The sequence below is a fragment of the Paracoccus salipaludis genome (assembly GCF_002287065.1).
Taxonomy (GTDB): domain Bacteria; phylum Pseudomonadota; class Alphaproteobacteria; order Rhodobacterales; family Rhodobacteraceae; genus Paracoccus; species Paracoccus salipaludis.
In genome coordinates this window covers 459,927-475,973 of sequence record NZ_NSJZ01000002.1, presented here as the reverse complement: position 1 = coordinate 475,973, position 16,047 = coordinate 459,927, and the positions used below count along the sequence as shown (strand labels likewise).

Genomic DNA, 16,047 nt, shown 5'->3' with positions numbered 1-16,047 from the left:
CCCCCGGGTCAAGCGTCAGTCCAGCCGCACCGCCGCGAGGATCGGCCCCGGCTCTCCACCCGCCAGCGCCTGCTGGACAAGGATCGCGTGCTGCGTGTCGTCGGGATAGGCATCGTCCGGGTCGTTCCCCGGCCGCACGGTCAGGCGCAGCGGCTCTCGCGCGGGCCAGCGGGCCAGCAACTCGCTGTCCACCACGATGTTGCGGTAATCGATGGTCCGGCCCCGGTTTTCCCCGGCCTTCACCTGAACCGAGCGCTGCGGAAGATAGCGCACAAGCGCGATGTCCACGCCGCCCGGAACCGTGACGCGCGGCGTGAGGTCGATGACATGCACCTCGCCCTCGACCGTCGCCGTCACCATGATCGCGGGGGGCCGCGCCGCGTGTTCGTCGATCAGGGCCATCAGTGCGGCGCGATGCAGGCTGAGCAGCGTGTCCTGGCCGTCGATGATGATCTGGGGGGTATAGACGCCCCGCTCGCCCGCGGCCTCGGCATAGGCCTCCTGCCGGGCGGCGTGCTGGGGCCGGGCGAAGGCATCGGCCCAGCCGAGGTAGTCCCAGTAGTCGACATGCCAGCTGAGCGTCAGCACGCCGGGATCGTCCGACATCGCCCCGATCAGCGCGTCGGCCGGGGGGCAGGACGAACATCCCTGCGACGTGAAAAGCTCGATCACCACCGGAGGGCTGCCGGTCGGCCCCAGGCGGCCGCGCCCCATCGCCCCGCGTTCGGCACCGCCGAATGCCGGACGCTCCGGGGCCAGCGAGAAGGCGCCTTCGGGCAGTTCGGTCCCCTCGCCCTCGGGCGCCTCGATGACCGCGATTCCGGCTTCGGCGGCGGGAACCGCTGGTCCGCCGCCCTGCCCCGGCGCCATGTCCTGTGCGCCCGAGGGCGCCGCCAGGACGGCCAGGGCGAGGCCGAATGCCGCTGCAAGCCCCACGGGGCGGAAGCGATGGATCGAAATATCTGTCATTCCGTCCCGCTTAGGCCACAGTCGCGTCCGAGACCAAATCAATGCTTCGTTAGCATCCGTCCGCGCCCGTGACCGGCGCGGTCGCCCTTGAAAACCGCGCCGAATATGTATACCACGGCATACAAACAAATGCCGGGCGAGTCTCGATGTATCCTTGCGCTTGCACCGCTGGATGAGTCGGGGCAATCCGGGCGTTGCCTGCCACCTGAGCCCTTGAGGAAGCAAAGCCATGCCAATCGTCACTGGAACCGATACCGCCAAGACCCGCCGCGAGCTGGTCGTCGGCGACCAGACCGTGGCCTATTACTCGATTCCCGCGGCCGCCGAGGCGGGCCTGGGCGACTTCTCGCGGCTGCCGGCCTCGCTGAAGGTCGTGCTGGAAAACCTGCTGCGGTTCGAGGACAACGGCTTCACCGTCAGCGTGGACGACATCAAGGCCTTCGCGGACTGGGCGCAGAACGGCGGCAAGTCCGACCGCGAGATCGCCTATCGCCCGGCCCGCGTGCTGATGCAGGACTTCACCGGCGTTCCGGCGGTCGTCGACCTTGCCGCGATGCGCGACGGCATCAAGGCGCTGGGCGGCGACGCGCAGAAGATCAACCCGCTGAACCCGGTCGATCTGGTCATCGACCACTCGGTCATGGTGGACGAGTTCGGCAATCCGCGCGCCTTCCAGCGCAACGTTGACCTGGAATACCAGCGCAACATGGAACGCTACCAGTTCCTGAAATGGGGCCAGGGCGCGTTCAACAACTTCCGCGTGGTGCCTCCGGGGACCGGCATCTGCCACCAGGTGAACCTGGAATACCTGGCGCAGACCGTCTGGACCGACACGGACCAGGGCGGCGCGACCGTGGCCTACCCGGATACGCTGGTCGGCACCGACAGCCACACCACCATGGTCAACGGCCTGGCGGTCCTCGGCTGGGGCGTGGGCGGGATCGAGGCCGAGGCCGCGATGCTCGGCCAGCCGATCTCCATGCTGATCCCCGAGGTCGTAGGCTTCAAGGTCACCGGCGCGCTGCGCGAGGGCGTGACGGCCACCGACCTCGTGCTGAAGGTCGTCAAGATGCTGCGCGACCACAAGGTCGTCGGCAAGTTCGTCGAATTCTACGGCGAGGGCCTGGACAACATGCCGCTGGCCGACCGCGCGACCATCGCCAACATGGCCCCCGAATACGGCGCGACCTGCGGCTTCTTCCCGGTCGATGACGAGACCCTGCGCTACCTGCGCCAGACCGGCCGTGACGAGGCCCGGATCGCGCTGGTCGAGGCCTATGCCCGCGCCAACGGAATGTGGCGCGAGCCGGGCTTCGAGCCGGTCTTCACCTCGACCCTGCACCTGGACCTGAACGACGTGGTGCCCGCCATCTCGGGGCCGAAGCGCCCGCAGGATCACGTGGCGCTGGATCAGGCGGCGCAGACCTTCAAGGCCTATATCGCGAGCCTGCCCCCCGCGCCGACCGCCACGGTCGCGCAGAAGGTCAAGATGACGGCCGAGGGCGGCGCGCCTTCGCCCCAGCCCGGCGACATCCCCGGCACCACCGGTGAAGGCGCCATCGCCGCGGCGGCGGTCGAGGGGCAGGACTATGCGCTGCGCGACGGCTCGGTCGTGATCGCGGCGATCACCTCCTGCACCAACACGTCGAACCCTTATGTGCTGATGGCCGCGGGCCTGGTCGCCAAGAAGGCCAACGAGCTGGGCCTGTCGCGCAAGCCCTGGGTCAAGACCTCGCTGGCCCCCGGATCGCAGGTCGTGGCCGAGTATCTGGAGGCCGCCGGCCTTCAGGAACACCTGGACGCGATGGGCTTCAACCTGGTGGGCTTCGGCTGCACCACCTGCATCGGCAACTCGGGCCCGCTGGAACCCGCGATCTCCAAGACCATCAACGAGAACGACCTGGTGGCCGTGTCGGTCCTGTCGGGCAACCGCAACTTCGAAGGCCGGATCAGCCCCGACGTGCGCGCGAACTATCTCGCCTCGCCCCCGCTGGTCGTGGCCTATGCGATCGCCGGCGACATGAACATCGACATCACGCGCGAGCCGCTGGCCCAGACGGCCGACGGCCGCGACATCTACCTCAAGGACCTGTGGCCCTCTTCGCAGGAGATCTCGGACCTCGTGGACCGGATCGTCACGCGCGAGATGTTCCAGACCAAGTACGCCGACGTGTTCAAGGGCGACGAGCGCTGGCAGGCGGTCGAGACGACGGACAGCGAAACCTATGACTGGCCGCCGACCTCGACCTACATCCAGAACCCGCCCTACTTCCAGGGCATGTCGCAGGAGCCTGGCGTGATCTCGGACATCGAGGGCGCGCGCGTGCTGGCGATGCTCGGCGACATGATCACCACCGACCACATCAGTCCCGCGGGTTCGTTCAAGCCGAGTTCGCCCGCCGGCCAGTATCTGTGCGAACGCCAGGTCGCGCCCGCCGACTTCAACAGCTACGGTTCGCGCCGGGGCAACCACGAAGTCATGATGCGCGGCACCTTCGCCAACATCCGCATCAAGAACGAGATGCTGGACGGCGTCGAAGGCGGCTACACCAAGGGCCCCGACGGGCAGCAGACCTCGATCTACGACGCCGCGATGGCGTGGAAGGACCAGGGCGTGCCGCTGATCGTCGTGGGCGGCGTCGAATACGGCGCGGGCTCGTCGCGCGACTGGGCGGCCAAGGGCACCAACCTGCTGGGCGTCAAGGCCGTGATCGCCGAGTCCTTCGAGCGCATCCACCGTTCGAACCTCGTCGGCATGGGTGTGATCCCCTTCGAGTTCACCGGCGGCGACAACCGCAAGACGTTGGGCCTGAAGGGCGACGAGGTGATCTCGATCCACGGGCTGGCGGGCGAGTTCAAGCCGCTGTCGCTGGTGCCCGCCACGATCCGCTATGCGGACGGGACCGAGAAGACCGTGCAGCTGAAGGCCCGCGTCGATACCGAGGTCGAGATCGAATACCTCAAGAACGGCGGCGTGCTGCATTACGTGCTGCGTAACCTCGCCCGCTCGTAAGACGCCTGCATCCGACACCGACCCCGGCCCTCGCGGCCGGGGTTTTTTCATGTCCGCACGAGGACTTGAGGCGGGCCGGTCCGGGCACCGCACTTGCATCCCCGGGCGGCGCTTGCCACATCGGGACGATGACAAGCGGAACGACGTGACGATGCAGAAGCTTTCCCTTCCCGAGCGGCCCGGCTGGCGCGACCGCGCGACCGAGCTGGGGTTCACCTTCGCCGACATGGGAGGAGAGCCCTACTGGGACGAGACCTCGGCCTATCGTTTCACGCTCCGCCAGATCGAGGATGACATCGAGGCGCCGGGGACCGAACTGCACGCCATGTGCCGCGAGGCCGTGGCCCATGCCGTCGCCTCGGAAGAATGGATGACGCGGCTTGATATCCCGCGGCCCTACTGGGATTTCGTCGAACGCAGCTGGTCCAACGGCGAGCCCGAGCTTTATGGCCGCTTTGACCTGGCCTATGACGGCAAGGGCCCGGCCAAGCTGCTGGAATACAACGCCGACACGCCGACCTCGCTTTATGAATCCGCGTCCTTCCAGTGGCTGTGGTTCGAGGAAAGCCGCGATGCAGGTGTCCTTGGCCCGAACACCGACCAGTTCAACCGCATCCACGAGGCGCTGGCCGAACGCTGGGCCGCCATCTGCGCGCCGGGCGAGGACATCCACTTCGCCGCAGACCGCGACAACCCCGAGGATTACGCCACGGTCGAGGCCCTCGCCTGGGCCGCGCGCGAGGGCGGCCTGGGCGCGCATTTCACGCCCCTGTCAGGCATCGGCATCACCGACCAGGGCCAACTTGCCGATGACCAGGACCGGGTGATCGGGACGCTGTTCAAGCTGTATCCGTGGGAGGACATGCTGCGCGACGACTTCGCGGCGAACCTCCAGCCCTCGGGCGCGCGCTTCATCGAGCCGCCGTGGAAGGCGGTGGTGTCGAACAAGGGGCTGCTGCCCCTGCTGTGGCATCTTTTCCCCAATCACCCCAACCTGCTGCCGGCGTTCTTTCAGGCTGACCTCGAAGCCGCGCGCCGGGGCGGGCAGACGCCCTACTCGGCCGCCATCGCCGAGGCCGAGCCGCTGCTGGCGCAGGGCCATGTCACGAAGCCCATCTTCTCGCGCGAAGGCGCGGGCGTCGTGATCCACGAAGGGGGACGCGAAACCGACCGTGCGCCGGACGACAGCTATTCGCACCACCCGCAGGTCGTGCAGGCGCTGGCGCCCCTGCCCGCCTTCGACGGCTTCCACCCCGTCCTCGGCGCCTGGATCGTGGGCGAGGACTGCGTGGGCCTGGGCGTCCGAGAGGACCGCGCCCGGATCACCCACAACCTGTCCCGCTTCAAGCCGCATTTCATCGAAGGGTAAGGCCATGACCGATCTTGCTGACCGCCCCGAGGAAGCCCTTGCCCCGCGCCGCAAGCGCTCGCGGCACGTGGCGCTGCTGCTGGCCGGGGCCGCCGTGCTGACCCTGGCAGGCTGCGAGGACGACGCCGTGGACGCCCAGGCCTTCCCCGACCTCAACAGCTGCATCGCTGCCGCCCAGAAGGACGGCCTCTGGTTCACCGAGGAAGACTGCCGGACGCAGTTCGCCGCGGCCGAGCAGGCCCATCTGGAAACCGCCCCCCGTTATGAATCGCAGGAACTGTGCGAGCAGCAGCATGGCCAGGGCGCCTGCGGGGCCGATCCGGCTGCCGGCGATCCCGCGACAGCGCAGCAGCAGGGGGGCGGGGGTTTCAGCTTCATGCCGCTGCTGGTCGGCTACATGATGGGGTCCATGCTGTCGCGCGGCGGCGGCATCTTCAGCCAGCCGATGGTGCGCACGCCGACCGGCTATTCGACGCCCTCGGGCAACCAGACCTTTGCCAGCAACTCGGGCTCGGGCCGGGTGCCCGCCACGACCTTCAACCGCGCGCCCACCACCGTCGGCCAGCCGCCGATGAGCCGGGCGCAGGTCGCCCAGCGCGGCGGCTTCGGCGCGGGCGCCACGGCACGGACCGCCACGGGCGGGACGCGGGGCCTTGGCGGCTGACATCCGGGTGCAGCGGCAGCCGCCCTTGCGCCCGGCGCGAGCCCGGCGCAGGGTCATGCTGGATTTCCGAAAGGCGCGCCCATGACCCCCCAAAGCCAGTCTGCCCGCATCCGCGAGATCTGCGCCATGGCGCCGGTCATCCCGGTGATCGTGATAAAGGACGCCGCCTGGGCCGAGCCCCTGGCCCGCAGCCTGGTCGCCGGCGGCCTGGCGGTGCTGGAGGTCACGCTGCGCACCCCTGCCGCGCTGGAGGCCATTACCGCAATGGCACGGGTCGAGGGCGCGATCGTAGGGGCAGGCACCGTCATCACCTCGCAGGACGTTCATCGCGCCCAGGCTGCCGGCGCGCGATTTGCCGTCTCGCCCGGGCTGACCGACACGCTGGCCGACGCATGCGAGGATTGCGCGCTGCCGCTGCTGCCGGGGGCCGCCACGGCGTCCGAGGCGATGCAGGCGGTCGAGGCGGGGTTCGATACGCTCAAGTTCTTCCCGGCCGGGCCCGCGGGCGGTCCCGCCTATCTCAAGGCGCTGGCGGGTCCCCTGCCCGGCATCCGCTTCTGCCCGACGGGCGGCGTTTCGGCCGCGAACGCGCCCGAGTACCTTGCCCTGCCGAACGTCCTTTGCGTCGGCGGCAGCTGGATCGCGCCCGAAGAGATGATGCGCCAGGGCGACTGGTCCGGGATCGAGGCGCTGGCGCGGCAGGCGGCGGGCCTGCGGCCTTGAGCGCAATGACCGCCGATACCCCGGACAGCCGCCGCCTCGCCTGGGGAAATGTCGCGGTGCTGGTGCTGGCCCAGGCCATCCTGGGCGCGCAACTGTCGATGGTCTTCATCACGGCGGGCCTCGCGGGCGCCATGATCGCCCCGAACCCCTGCTTCGCCACGCTGCCGGTGTCGATGGTCATGCTCGGCTCGGCCATCTCGGCGCGGTTACTGTCGGGCTTCATGGCGCGGCACGGGCGGCGGGCGGGGTTCACCATCGCCTCGCTGGTCGCGGCCATCGGCGCGGGCATTGCCTTCGCGGGGCTGGAACGCGGCAACTTCGCACTGTTCACCTTGGGCTGTACGCTGATCGGGGCGCAGATGTCGGCGCAGGGCTTCTATCGCTTCGCGGCCGCCGACGTGGCGCCCGAGGCGCTGCAGCCCAAGATGATCAGCCTCGTGCAGGCGGGCGGGCTCGTCTCGGCGCTGATCGGCCCGAGGCTCGCCACCGCGACGGCCGAGGCGAGCGCCATCCCCTTCGCCATGACCTTCGCCGCGATCATCGGGCTGAACCTGCTGGGGCCCTTCATCTACGCGATGCTGCGCATCCCGGTCCTGCCGCAGTCCCGCGCCGGTGCAGGCGGCGGCCGCAGCCTGTCAGAGATCCTGCGCACGCCCGGCATCGTGGTCGCCATGATCTGCGGCACGGTCTCCTACGCCCTGATGAACCTGGTGATGACCTCGACGCCCCTGGCGATGGTCGGCTGCGGCTTTGCCGTCGCGGACGCATCCGGCGTGACGCAGGCGCACATGATCGCCATGTTCGGGCCTGCCTTCTTCACCGGCCACCTGATCGCCCGCTTCGGGGCCGAGCGGATCGTCACGGCCGGGCTGGTCATCCTTGCCGGGGCGGGCGCAGTCGCCCTGAGCGGCGTGGAGCTTGACCATTTCTACCTGGCGCTGGTCCTGCTGGGGCTGGGCTGGAACTTCGGCTTCATCGGCTCGACCGCGATGCTGACCGCGCAGCACACGCCCGAGGAACGCGGGCGCGTGCAGGGCATCAACGACGCCATCGTCTTCGGGGGCGTGTTCCTGGCCTCGCTGTCCTCGGGCGCCCTGATGGGCTGCGGCGGCGGGACCGCGCAGCAGGGCTGGTCGGCGGTCAACCTGATGATGCTGCCCTTCCTGACGCTGGCGGGCGGGGCGCTGATCTGGATGGCCCTGCGCCCGCGCGACACGCGCTGAGGCTCAGAACAGGGAACCCTGCGCCGGCGGCTTCTTCGCGCCACGGCGCGGCGCGGGGGTGCTGCCTTCGGGATGCACCCTCACCCGCCCGTCGTGGAACTCGAGTTCCAGCGAGGCGGCCTTGCCTGCCACCGCCGCCGAGGTGACCAGCCCCTCGGGACCCCGCACGATGGCAAAGCCGCGCCGCAGGGTCTCGGTATGGCCAAGGGTCTGGCGCAGGCGGTCCAGCGCCTCAAGCTGGCCCCGCCGCTCGGCCGTCAGGCGGGGGGCGAGCGCGGCCAGGCGGCGCGCGGCTTCCTGCGCCCGCGTCTGCCCCTCGGTCTGCTCGCGCCGGATCTGCGCCTGCGCGCGGTCCAGCCGTGTGGTTAGGGCAGAAAGACGTTCCGCCACCTTGGTGGTTGCGCGTTTACCCGCGCTGTCCAACCGAGGCTGCATGTCCTCCAGCCGCCGCGCAGCCTGCGCCTGCAACATCCGCACCGCACCCGCACGGACCACGGGCAGCGCCGAGCGCCTGCGCTGCTGATCCCGAAGGCGCTCCTGCTCCAGCGCGCGCCCTGTCCGTTCCACCGCCGCGCGGCGGTCGGCCATGAAGCCGCGCAGGGCGAACAGCGGCAGGTGCAGCGCCTCGATGCTGCGGCGGCGGTCGCGGGCAAAGGCGCGCAGGACGGGCTCCAGCCGGGGGCCGGTCAGGTCAAGCCGCTGTCGGGCGGGGGCGGTCAGCGCCTGCGGGCGGCCCAGGGCGCGGCCCAGATCCCCCAGCCGCTGGGTCGGGCGGTCCAGCCGCGCGCGCGTGCCGCGCAGCAGGCGCACCTGCGTCTCGGCCAGCCGCGCGGACAGGTCGGCCAGCACCGGCACGGCCATCTCGGCCGCTGCCGTGGGCGTGGGCGCCCGCAGGTCCGATGCGAAGTCGATCAGCGTCGTGTCGGTTTCGTGCCCCACGGCCGAGATCAGCGGGATCGTTCCGGCCGCCACGGCGCGGACCACCGCCTCGTCGTTGAAGCCCCACAGGTCCTCGACCGAGCCGCCGCCCCGCGCCACGATGATGAGGTCCGGGCGCGGCACCGGCCCGCCGGGGCGGATCGCGTTCAGGCGCGTGATTGCGTCCGCCACCTGCGGCGCGCAGGCCGTGCCCTGCACCGCCACCGGCCAGATCAGCACGCGGCTGGGAAAACGGTCCCGCAGCCGATGAAGGATGTCGCGGATCACCGCGCCCGTGGGCGAGGTCACGACGGCGATCACGTCCGGCAGATAGGGAATGGGCCGCTTGGCGGCAGCGTCGAACAGGCCCTCGGCCGCAAGCACCTTCCGGCGCTGTTCCAGCATCGCCATCAGCGCGCCGAGGCCCGCGGGTTCGACCTGCTCGACGATCAGCTGGTACTTGGACTGGTTGGCGAAGGTGGTCAGGCGCCCGGTGACGATGATCTCCATCCCCTCCTCGGGGCGGTGCGCCAGCCGGGCGGCCTGCATCTTCCAGCAGACGGCGGCCATGCAGGCGTTGTCGTCCTTGAGGTCGAAGTAGAGATGCCCCGAGCCGGGCCGGGAAACGCGCCCGACCTCTCCCCTGACGCGGACGCGTCCGAACTCGCCCTCGATCACGCGCTTCACGGCGCCCGAGATTTCGGAAACGGTCAGGGGCGGGGCGTTGCTGCCGGCTGGGGCGCCGGGCGCGTCGTCTTCGAAAAGGTCCATGGAGGATAGATGGACCGGCCGGGCCGAAGGGGCAAGCGCCGGACCGGGGCGCTGCCCATGAACGGGGCCCCTGCCTCATTCATCCCGGGATATCCGTTCAAGGAAGAAGCCCTGTGCGCGCCTTGTCCGGGGCGAGGCTTTCGGCCACAAGCACGCGCAAGAATGGAGGTCTTGCGCATGAACATCCTGATCCTCGGCGGCGGCGGACGCGAACATGCGCTGGCCTGGGCCATCCGGCAGAACCCGAAATGCGACCGGCTGATCGTCGCGCCGGGGAACGCCGGGATTGCCGCCATCGCCCGCTGCGCCGAACTGGCGATCGAGGATGGCGCGGCAGTCGTCGCCTTCTGCGAGGAGCACGCGATCGACCTCGTGGTGATCGGACCCGAGGCGCCGCTGGCCGCAGGCGTGGCCGATGCGCTGCGCGCGGCCGGGATCGCGGCCTTCGGGCCGTCGCAGGCCGCGGCGCGGCTTGAGGCATCCAAGGCCTTCACCAAGGATATCTGCGACGCCTGCGGGGCGCCGACCGCCGCCTGGGCCCGCTTCGACGAGGCCGAGGGCGCGCGTGAGTACATCCGCCGCATGGGTGCGCCCATTGTCGTCAAGGCGGATGGGCTGGCGGCCGGCAAGGGCGTCACCGTCGCCATGACCGAGGCCGAGGCGCTGGGGGCCGTCGATGCGGCCTTCGGCGGCGCCTTCGGGGCGGCGGGCGCCGAGGTGGTGATCGAGGAGTTCATGGAAGGCGAGGAGGCCAGCTTCTTCGTCCTCGTGGACGGCACGACCTGCCTTCCCGTCGGCACAGCGCAGGACCACAAGCGTGTGGGCGAGGGCGACAGCGGCCCGAACACCGGCGGCATGGGCGCCTATTCCCCCGCCCCCATCCTGACGGAAGACCTGCAGGCACGCGTCATGGCCGAGATCATCCAGCCGACCGTCGAGGAGATGGCGCGGCGTGGAACACCCTTCCAGGGCGTCCTTTACGCCGGGCTGATGATCAGGGACGGGCGCGCGCGGCTGGTGGAATACAACGTCCGCTTCGGCGATCCCGAATGCCAGGTGCTGATGATGCGGCTGGGCGCGCAGGCGCTGGACCTGATCCAGGCCTGCGCGGAATCGCGGCTGGACGGTGTCAGCGTGACCTGGGCCGACGACCATGCCCTGACCGTGGTGCTGGCGGCCGACGGCTACCCCGGCGACTATGCCAGAGGAACCGCGATCCGGCTGCCGGATGACCTGGCCGAAAGCTCGTCGGCCATGATCTTCCATGCGGGCACGGCGGAACGCGAGGGGCGACTGGTCTCGGCCGGGGGCCGGGTGCTGAACGCGACGGGCCGGGGCGCCACGCTGGCCGAGGCCCGCGACCGCGCCTATGCGCTGACCGAGGCGGTGGACTGGCCCGAGGGGTTCTTCCGCCGCGACATCGGCTGGCGGGCGCTGTGACGACAAGGGGCGCGTGATCGTCACGCGCCCCTTGTCCTTGAGGTCGAAAAATGCGCGGCTCAGACGGCGGCGTACATTCCTTCATAGATCGGCTGCAGCGTTTCCAGCTCGAACAGCGAGGACACCGAGGTTCCGTTCCAGGTGGACATGATCGCCTGTGCGAACAGCGGGGCGGTCGGCACGATGCGGATGTTGCGGGCGTTCTTGACCGGCTCGGGCTGGCTGATCGAGTCGGTGATGACCAGCGACTTCATGACCGAGCCTTCGATCCGCCCTACCGCCGGGCCGGACAGCACGCCGTGCGTGATATAGGCGTGGACCTCGGTCGCGCCGTGGTCGGCCAGCAGTTGCGCGGCCTTCACCAGCGTGCCGGCCGTGTCGCAGATGTCGTCCACGATGATGCAGGTCTTGCCCTCGACATCGCCGATCACGGTCATCTCGGCAATCTCGCCCGCCTTCTCGCGGCGCTTGTCCACGATGGCCAGCGGCGCGTCGATCCGGGCCGCGATCTCGCGCGCCCGTGCCACGCCGCCCACGTCGGGCGAGACGATCATCAGGTCGTCCATGCGGCCCTTGAAGTGGTGCATGATGTCCAGCGAGAAGATCGGCGCGGCATAAAGGTTGTCCACGGGGATGTCGAAGAACCCCTGGATCTGGGTCGCGTGCAGGTCCAGCGTCAGGATGCGGTCCACCCCGGCCTCGGTCAGCAGGTTCGCCACCAGCTTGGCGCTGATCGGCGTGCGGGCCTTGGCGCGGCGGTCCTGCCGGGCATAGCCGAAATAGGGGATGACCGCCGTGATCCGGTTGGCCGAGCTGCGCCGCAGCGCGTCGGCCATGATCAGCAGCTCCATCAGGTTGTCGTTGGCCGGGTTCGACGTGGACTGGATGATGTACATGTCCTCGCCACGGACATTCTCGTAGACCTCGACGAAGATCTCCTGGTCGTTGAACCGCTCGACCCGCGCGTTCACCAGATCCACGTTCATGCCGCGGTGCATCGACATCCGCCGTGCGATTCCGGTGGCCAGCGGGCGATTGGCATTGCCCGCGATCAGCTTGGGTTCGGTCATTGCAGGCATGGGAGTCCTTGGTCGCTAGGGTCGCCCGGCCGGGATTCGCCGGATTGCGCCCCGATTAGCACCGCGATAGCGTCCGGGCAAACCGCAGGAGGGCCGTAACGTGGCGCAGATCGACTATTACCTCAGCACGATCAGCCCCTGGGCCTATCTCGCGGGCGACCGGCTGGAAAAGATCGCAGAACGCCACGGTGCGACCATCACCTACCGGCCCATCGACGTCATGCAGCTTTTCGACCGCACCGGGGGCACGCGGCCGCAGAGCCGCCATCCCTCGCGCATGGACTATCGCCGGCAGGAACTGACGCGCTGGTCCGAGCACCTGGGCCTGCCGATCAGGATCGACGTGCCGATGACGAACCCCGCCCCTGCCGCCTATGCGATCATCGCCGCGCAGGAGGCGGGGGGCGACGTGGCGGGGCTGGTGCGGGCGGTCCTGTCGGCCCGCTTCGCCGAAGGACGCGACATCGCCGAGGACGAGGTGATCCGCGCGGCGCTGTCGCAGGCGGGCTTCGACCCCGGCCTTGCCGACCGGGGGCTGTTCGTGGGCGCCGAAACCTATGGCCGCAACCTCGAGCGCGCGATCGAGGCGGGCGTCTTCGGGGTGCCCTTCTTCCACGTCCTCGACACGGACCAGCGGTTCTGGGGCCAGGACCGGCTCGACTTCCTGGACCGGCATCTGGCCACGCTGTGAGCGCGGTTCATGTCCGGCACTGGCCGGGCGATCCGTCGCGCCCGGCTCTGGCGATCCACTGCATGATGGGCAGCGGCCGCGCCTTCGATCCCATGGCGCGGCGGCTTGGCGGCCGCGTGGACCTGACCGCCTTCGACCTGCCCTCGCACGGGCGCAGCGGGGCATGGCGGCCTGCCGAGGGCGAGGACTACCACACGACCGTGACCCGCATGGCCGAGGGGCTGCTGGGCGAGGGGCCGGTGGACCTGATCGGCCATTCCATCGGGGCCACGGTCGCGCTGAGGCTGGCCGTCGCGGCCCCGGGGCGTGTCCGCTCGCTGACGCTGATCGAGCCGGTGCTGTTCGCGGCCTCGCGTTCGGGGCACAGCCTCGACGACGAGCTTGCCGCCCTGGCCGCCGCCGGAAGGATCGAGGCCGCCGCGCGGCTGTTCCTGGGCATCTGGGGCGCGCCCGGCGGGTTCGAGGCGCTGCCGCGCAGCCTGCAGCAGGCGGCGGTCGAGCTGATGCCGCTGGTGCTCGAAACGGATGCCGCGCTCAGCGCCGATGTCCATGGCATCCTGCGGCTGGGCGGGCTCGAGGCTGTCCGGGCCCCTTCCCTGCTGATCGCAGGCGCGGACTCGCCCGCCGTGGTGGGCGAGATCTTCGACACGCTTGCCGCGCGCCTGCCCGATGCGCGCCGGGCGACCGTGCCGGGCGCGGGGCACATGGCCCCCGTGACCCATCCCGCCGAGGTGACAGCGCTGGTGGCGGGCAACCTCGACCGCGCCTGAGGCTCAATCGACGGCGAAATCGTCCACGTGATCGGTGGGGCCGATCGCCAGCCAGTCGGCCCGCACCCGCGCGACGCGGGTGTCGCCCCAGGTGCGGAAGACCAGCGTGAAGCCGGTGGCCGTCACCTCCTCGGCCGCGATGTCCACGCGCTGGTTCGCCTCGACCGAGATGTCCCACATCGACAGGCCGACATGGACCGCGGGCAGGCCGAGAAAGGGCGTCGGGAAGCTGACCGGGACATGTTGGACCCTCGCGCCCGTTCCGGTCCACATCGGCCCGTTGTCCTCGAAGGCCGAGAACAGGAACGCCCGGCCCTGTTGCACGCCAACGGCAGTATGGCTGAACCGCAGCATCCGTCCCCCTTGTGCAAACCCCGTCATGCCTGCCGACTTCAAGGGACTTAAACAACAACACCCCGCCCGACGGAACGGGCGGGGTGTCTGTCTTTTCTTCTATCCGGCGAAATCGGGCTTATTCCGGGACCGTGGACTGGTTGGGGTCCAGCCCGATATGGGTTCCCAGCGCCTGCATGTCGCCCAGCATCTTGGCCGAGGCGGCCACGACATCATCGCCGACCGACTCGCGGCGCGACTCGACGCCCCGATGCGCGCGATGCGCGTCGCGCATCATCTCGTTGTAGACGTCCTGAGTCAGCTCGGCCCGCGGGTGGCCCCGCTCGGCCAGCAGGCTGACCGACTCGCCATTGATCTCGGCGAAGCCGCCCGTCACGGCGAACTCGGTCGCCGTGCCCTGCGCGTCCACCACCGTGACGATGCCCGGCCGAAGCGTGACGATCGTCGCGGCGTGACCCGGCATCGCCGTCAGGTCGCCGTCCGTGCCCGGCAGGCGAACCTCGCGCACCGGGACCGAGACGAGCCTGCGTTCCGGCGAAACGAGGTCGAACTGCATCGTGTCGGCCATGTCGCCCCCTTACGCCGCGTCAGCGGCGAGGCGCTGCGCCTTGGCTTTCACGTCCTCGATGCCGCCGACCATGTAGAAGGCCGCTTCCGGCAGGTGGTCGTATTCGCCGGCCACGACCGCCTTGAACGAACGGATCGTGTCGTCCAGCGGGACCTGCACGCCGTCCGAGCCGGTGAAGACCTTGGCCACGTCGAAAGGCTGCGACAGGAAGCGCTGGATCTTCCGGGCGCGGGCCACGGTCAGCTTGTCCTCTTCCGACAGTTCGTCCATCCCGAGGATGGCGATGATGTCCTGAAGCGACTTGTACTTCTGCAGGATGCCCTGGACGTCGCGGGCGACCTGGTAGTGCTCTTCGCCGACCACGGCCGGGTCGAGGATCCGGCTGTTCGAGTCAAGCGGGTCCACGGCCGGGTAGATCCCCAGTTCCGAGATCGCGCGCGACAGAACGGTCGTGGCGTCGAGGTGGGCGAAGGTCGTCGCGGGCGCCGGGTCGGTGAGGTCGTCGGCCGGAACGTAGACGGCCTGGATCGAGGTGATCGAGCCCTTCTTGGTCGAGGTGATGCGTTCCTGCATCGCGCCCATGTCGGTCGCCAGCGTCGGCTGGTAACCCACGGCGGACGGGATGCGGCCCAGAAGCGCCGACACTTCCGAACCCGCCTGGGTGAAGCGGAAGATGTTGTCCACGAAGAACAGCACGTCGGTGCCGGTCGCGTCGCGGAACTGTTCCGCCACGGTCAGACCGGTCAGGGCCACGCGCATCCGCGCCCCCGGAGGCTCGTTCATCTGGCCGTAGACCAGAGCCACCTGCGACTCGGCCAGGTTGTCCGGCTTGATGACGCCCGATTCCACCATCTCGTGGTAAAGGTCGTTGCCTTCACGGGTCCGCTCGCCCACGCCGGCGAACACGGAATAGCCCGAGTGCACCTTGGCGATGTTGTTGATCAGTTCCATGATCAGAACGGTCTTGCCCACGCCGGCGCCGCCGAACAGGCCGATCTTGCCGCCCTTCGAGTAAGGCGCGAGCAGGTCGATGACCTTGATGCCGGTGACGAGGATTTCCGAGCTGGTCGCCTGCGCCGCAAAGTCCGGTGCGGGCTGGTGGATCGCGCGGGTCTCGGTCGCCTGGACCGGGCCGCGCTCGTCCACGGGCTCGCCCACGACGTTCAGGATGCGGCCCAGGGTCGCCTCGCCCACCGGAACCGAGATCGGCCCCCCGGTGTCGGTCACGGCCGCGCCGCGGACCAAGCCCTCGGTCGCGTCCATGGCGATGGTGCGGACGGTGTTCTCGCCCAGGTGCTGGGCGACTTCCAGGACCAGCTTGCGGCCGTTGTTCTCGGTGTCCAGCGCGTTCAGGATCGCCGGCAGGTGATCGTCGAACTGGACGTCGACGACCGGACCGATGACCTGGGTGATCTTGCCCTTGGCGCCGGCGCGCGACGGTTCGTCGGCCAGGATGTTGCGGGCTTCAGCCTCTGCCATCTTCTTACCTCTTTGT

At 69.7% G+C, this 16,047-nt stretch carries 14 protein-coding genes; 8 read left to right on the top strand and 6 right to left on the bottom strand.

Going from position 1 to position 16,047, the window contains the following annotated elements; all coding sequences use genetic code 11:
* Positions 1-15 precede the first annotated feature (15 nt).
* A complete protein-coding gene (locus CK240_RS04910; protein ID WP_167649960.1) occupies positions 16-969 on the bottom strand; it encodes a DUF1223 domain-containing protein in 954 nt (317 codons plus the stop codon).
* Between the two features lie 229 nt (positions 970-1,198).
* On the opposite strand from CK240_RS04910, the gene acnA reads away from it, so the two are divergent.
* From acnA to CK240_RS04885, 5 genes are all read left to right on the top strand, one after another.
* The gene (acnA, locus tag CK240_RS04905) at positions 1,199-3,982 is read left to right on the top strand and encodes an aconitate hydratase AcnA (protein WP_095639196.1); all 2,784 of its coding nucleotides are present in this window, start codon (positions 1,199-1,201) and stop codon (positions 3,980-3,982) included.
* 151 nt (positions 3,983-4,133) lie between these two features.
* Positions 4,134-5,351, top strand: a complete 1,218-nt coding sequence (locus CK240_RS04900; RefSeq protein ID WP_095639195.1) for a glutathionylspermidine synthase family protein — start codon at positions 4,134-4,136, stop codon at positions 5,349-5,351.
* A 4-nt stretch (positions 5,352-5,355) separates the two neighbouring features.
* Positions 5,356-6,015, top strand: a complete 660-nt coding sequence (locus CK240_RS04895; protein WP_095639194.1) for a DUF1190 domain-containing protein — start codon at positions 5,356-5,358, stop codon at positions 6,013-6,015.
* An 81-nt stretch (positions 6,016-6,096) separates the two neighbouring features.
* Entirely contained in the window at positions 6,097-6,738 is a 642-nt protein-coding gene (eda, locus tag CK240_RS04890; protein WP_095639193.1) for a bifunctional 4-hydroxy-2-oxoglutarate aldolase/2-dehydro-3-deoxy-phosphogluconate aldolase, read from the top strand.
* A gap of 5 nt (positions 6,739-6,743) precedes the next feature.
* Positions 6,744-7,961 (top strand): MFS transporter, encoded by a 1,218-nt coding sequence (locus CK240_RS04885; protein WP_095639192.1) that lies wholly within the window; start codon positions 6,744-6,746, stop codon positions 7,959-7,961.
* 3 nt (positions 7,962-7,964) lie between these two features.
* Here CK240_RS04885 and xseA read toward each other — a convergent pair whose 3' ends face one another.
* Complete coding sequence (gene xseA / locus CK240_RS04880) at positions 7,965-9,650, bottom strand: exodeoxyribonuclease VII large subunit (RefSeq protein ID WP_095639191.1); 1,686 nt, start codon at positions 9,648-9,650, stop codon at positions 7,965-7,967.
* 177 nt (positions 9,651-9,827) lie between these two features.
* On the opposite strand from xseA, the gene purD reads away from it, so the two are divergent.
* Complete coding sequence (gene purD, locus CK240_RS04875; protein ID WP_095639259.1) at positions 9,828-11,090, top strand: phosphoribosylamine--glycine ligase; 1,263 nt, start codon at positions 9,828-9,830, stop codon at positions 11,088-11,090.
* A gap of 59 nt (positions 11,091-11,149) precedes the next feature.
* Here purD and CK240_RS04870 read toward each other — a convergent pair whose 3' ends face one another.
* Positions 11,150-12,169, bottom strand: coding sequence for a ribose-phosphate pyrophosphokinase (locus CK240_RS04870; RefSeq protein ID WP_095639190.1), 1,020 nt, complete (start codon positions 12,167-12,169; stop codon positions 11,150-11,152).
* A gap of 100 nt (positions 12,170-12,269) precedes the next feature.
* Between CK240_RS04870 and CK240_RS04865 the strand changes: the two genes are divergently transcribed.
* Together CK240_RS04865 and CK240_RS04860 are read left to right on the top strand one after the other, a co-directional pair.
* Entirely contained in the window at positions 12,270-12,860 is a 591-nt protein-coding gene (locus CK240_RS04865; protein WP_095639189.1) for a 2-hydroxychromene-2-carboxylate isomerase, read from the top strand.
* Positions 12,857-13,630, top strand: a complete 774-nt coding sequence (locus CK240_RS04860; RefSeq protein ID WP_095639188.1) for an alpha/beta fold hydrolase — start codon at positions 12,857-12,859, stop codon at positions 13,628-13,630. The genes CK240_RS04865 and CK240_RS04860 overlap by 4 nt, the downstream gene beginning before the upstream one ends.
* 3 nt (positions 13,631-13,633) lie before the next feature.
* Here CK240_RS04860 and CK240_RS04855 read toward each other — a convergent pair whose 3' ends face one another.
* The 3 genes from CK240_RS04855 to atpD form a co-directional block, all read right to left on the bottom strand.
* Positions 13,634-14,011, bottom strand: a complete 378-nt coding sequence (locus tag CK240_RS04855; protein ID WP_240517281.1) for an H-type lectin domain-containing protein — start codon at positions 14,009-14,011, stop codon at positions 13,634-13,636.
* A 91-nt stretch (positions 14,012-14,102) separates the two neighbouring features.
* A complete protein-coding gene (locus CK240_RS04850) occupies positions 14,103-14,552 on the bottom strand; it encodes a F0F1 ATP synthase subunit epsilon (RefSeq protein WP_095639186.1) in 450 nt (149 codons plus the stop codon).
* 9 nt (positions 14,553-14,561) lie between these two features.
* A complete protein-coding gene (atpD, locus tag CK240_RS04845; RefSeq protein WP_095639185.1) occupies positions 14,562-16,031 on the bottom strand; it encodes a F0F1 ATP synthase subunit beta in 1,470 nt (489 codons plus the stop codon).
* Positions 16,032-16,047 lie beyond the last annotated feature (16 nt).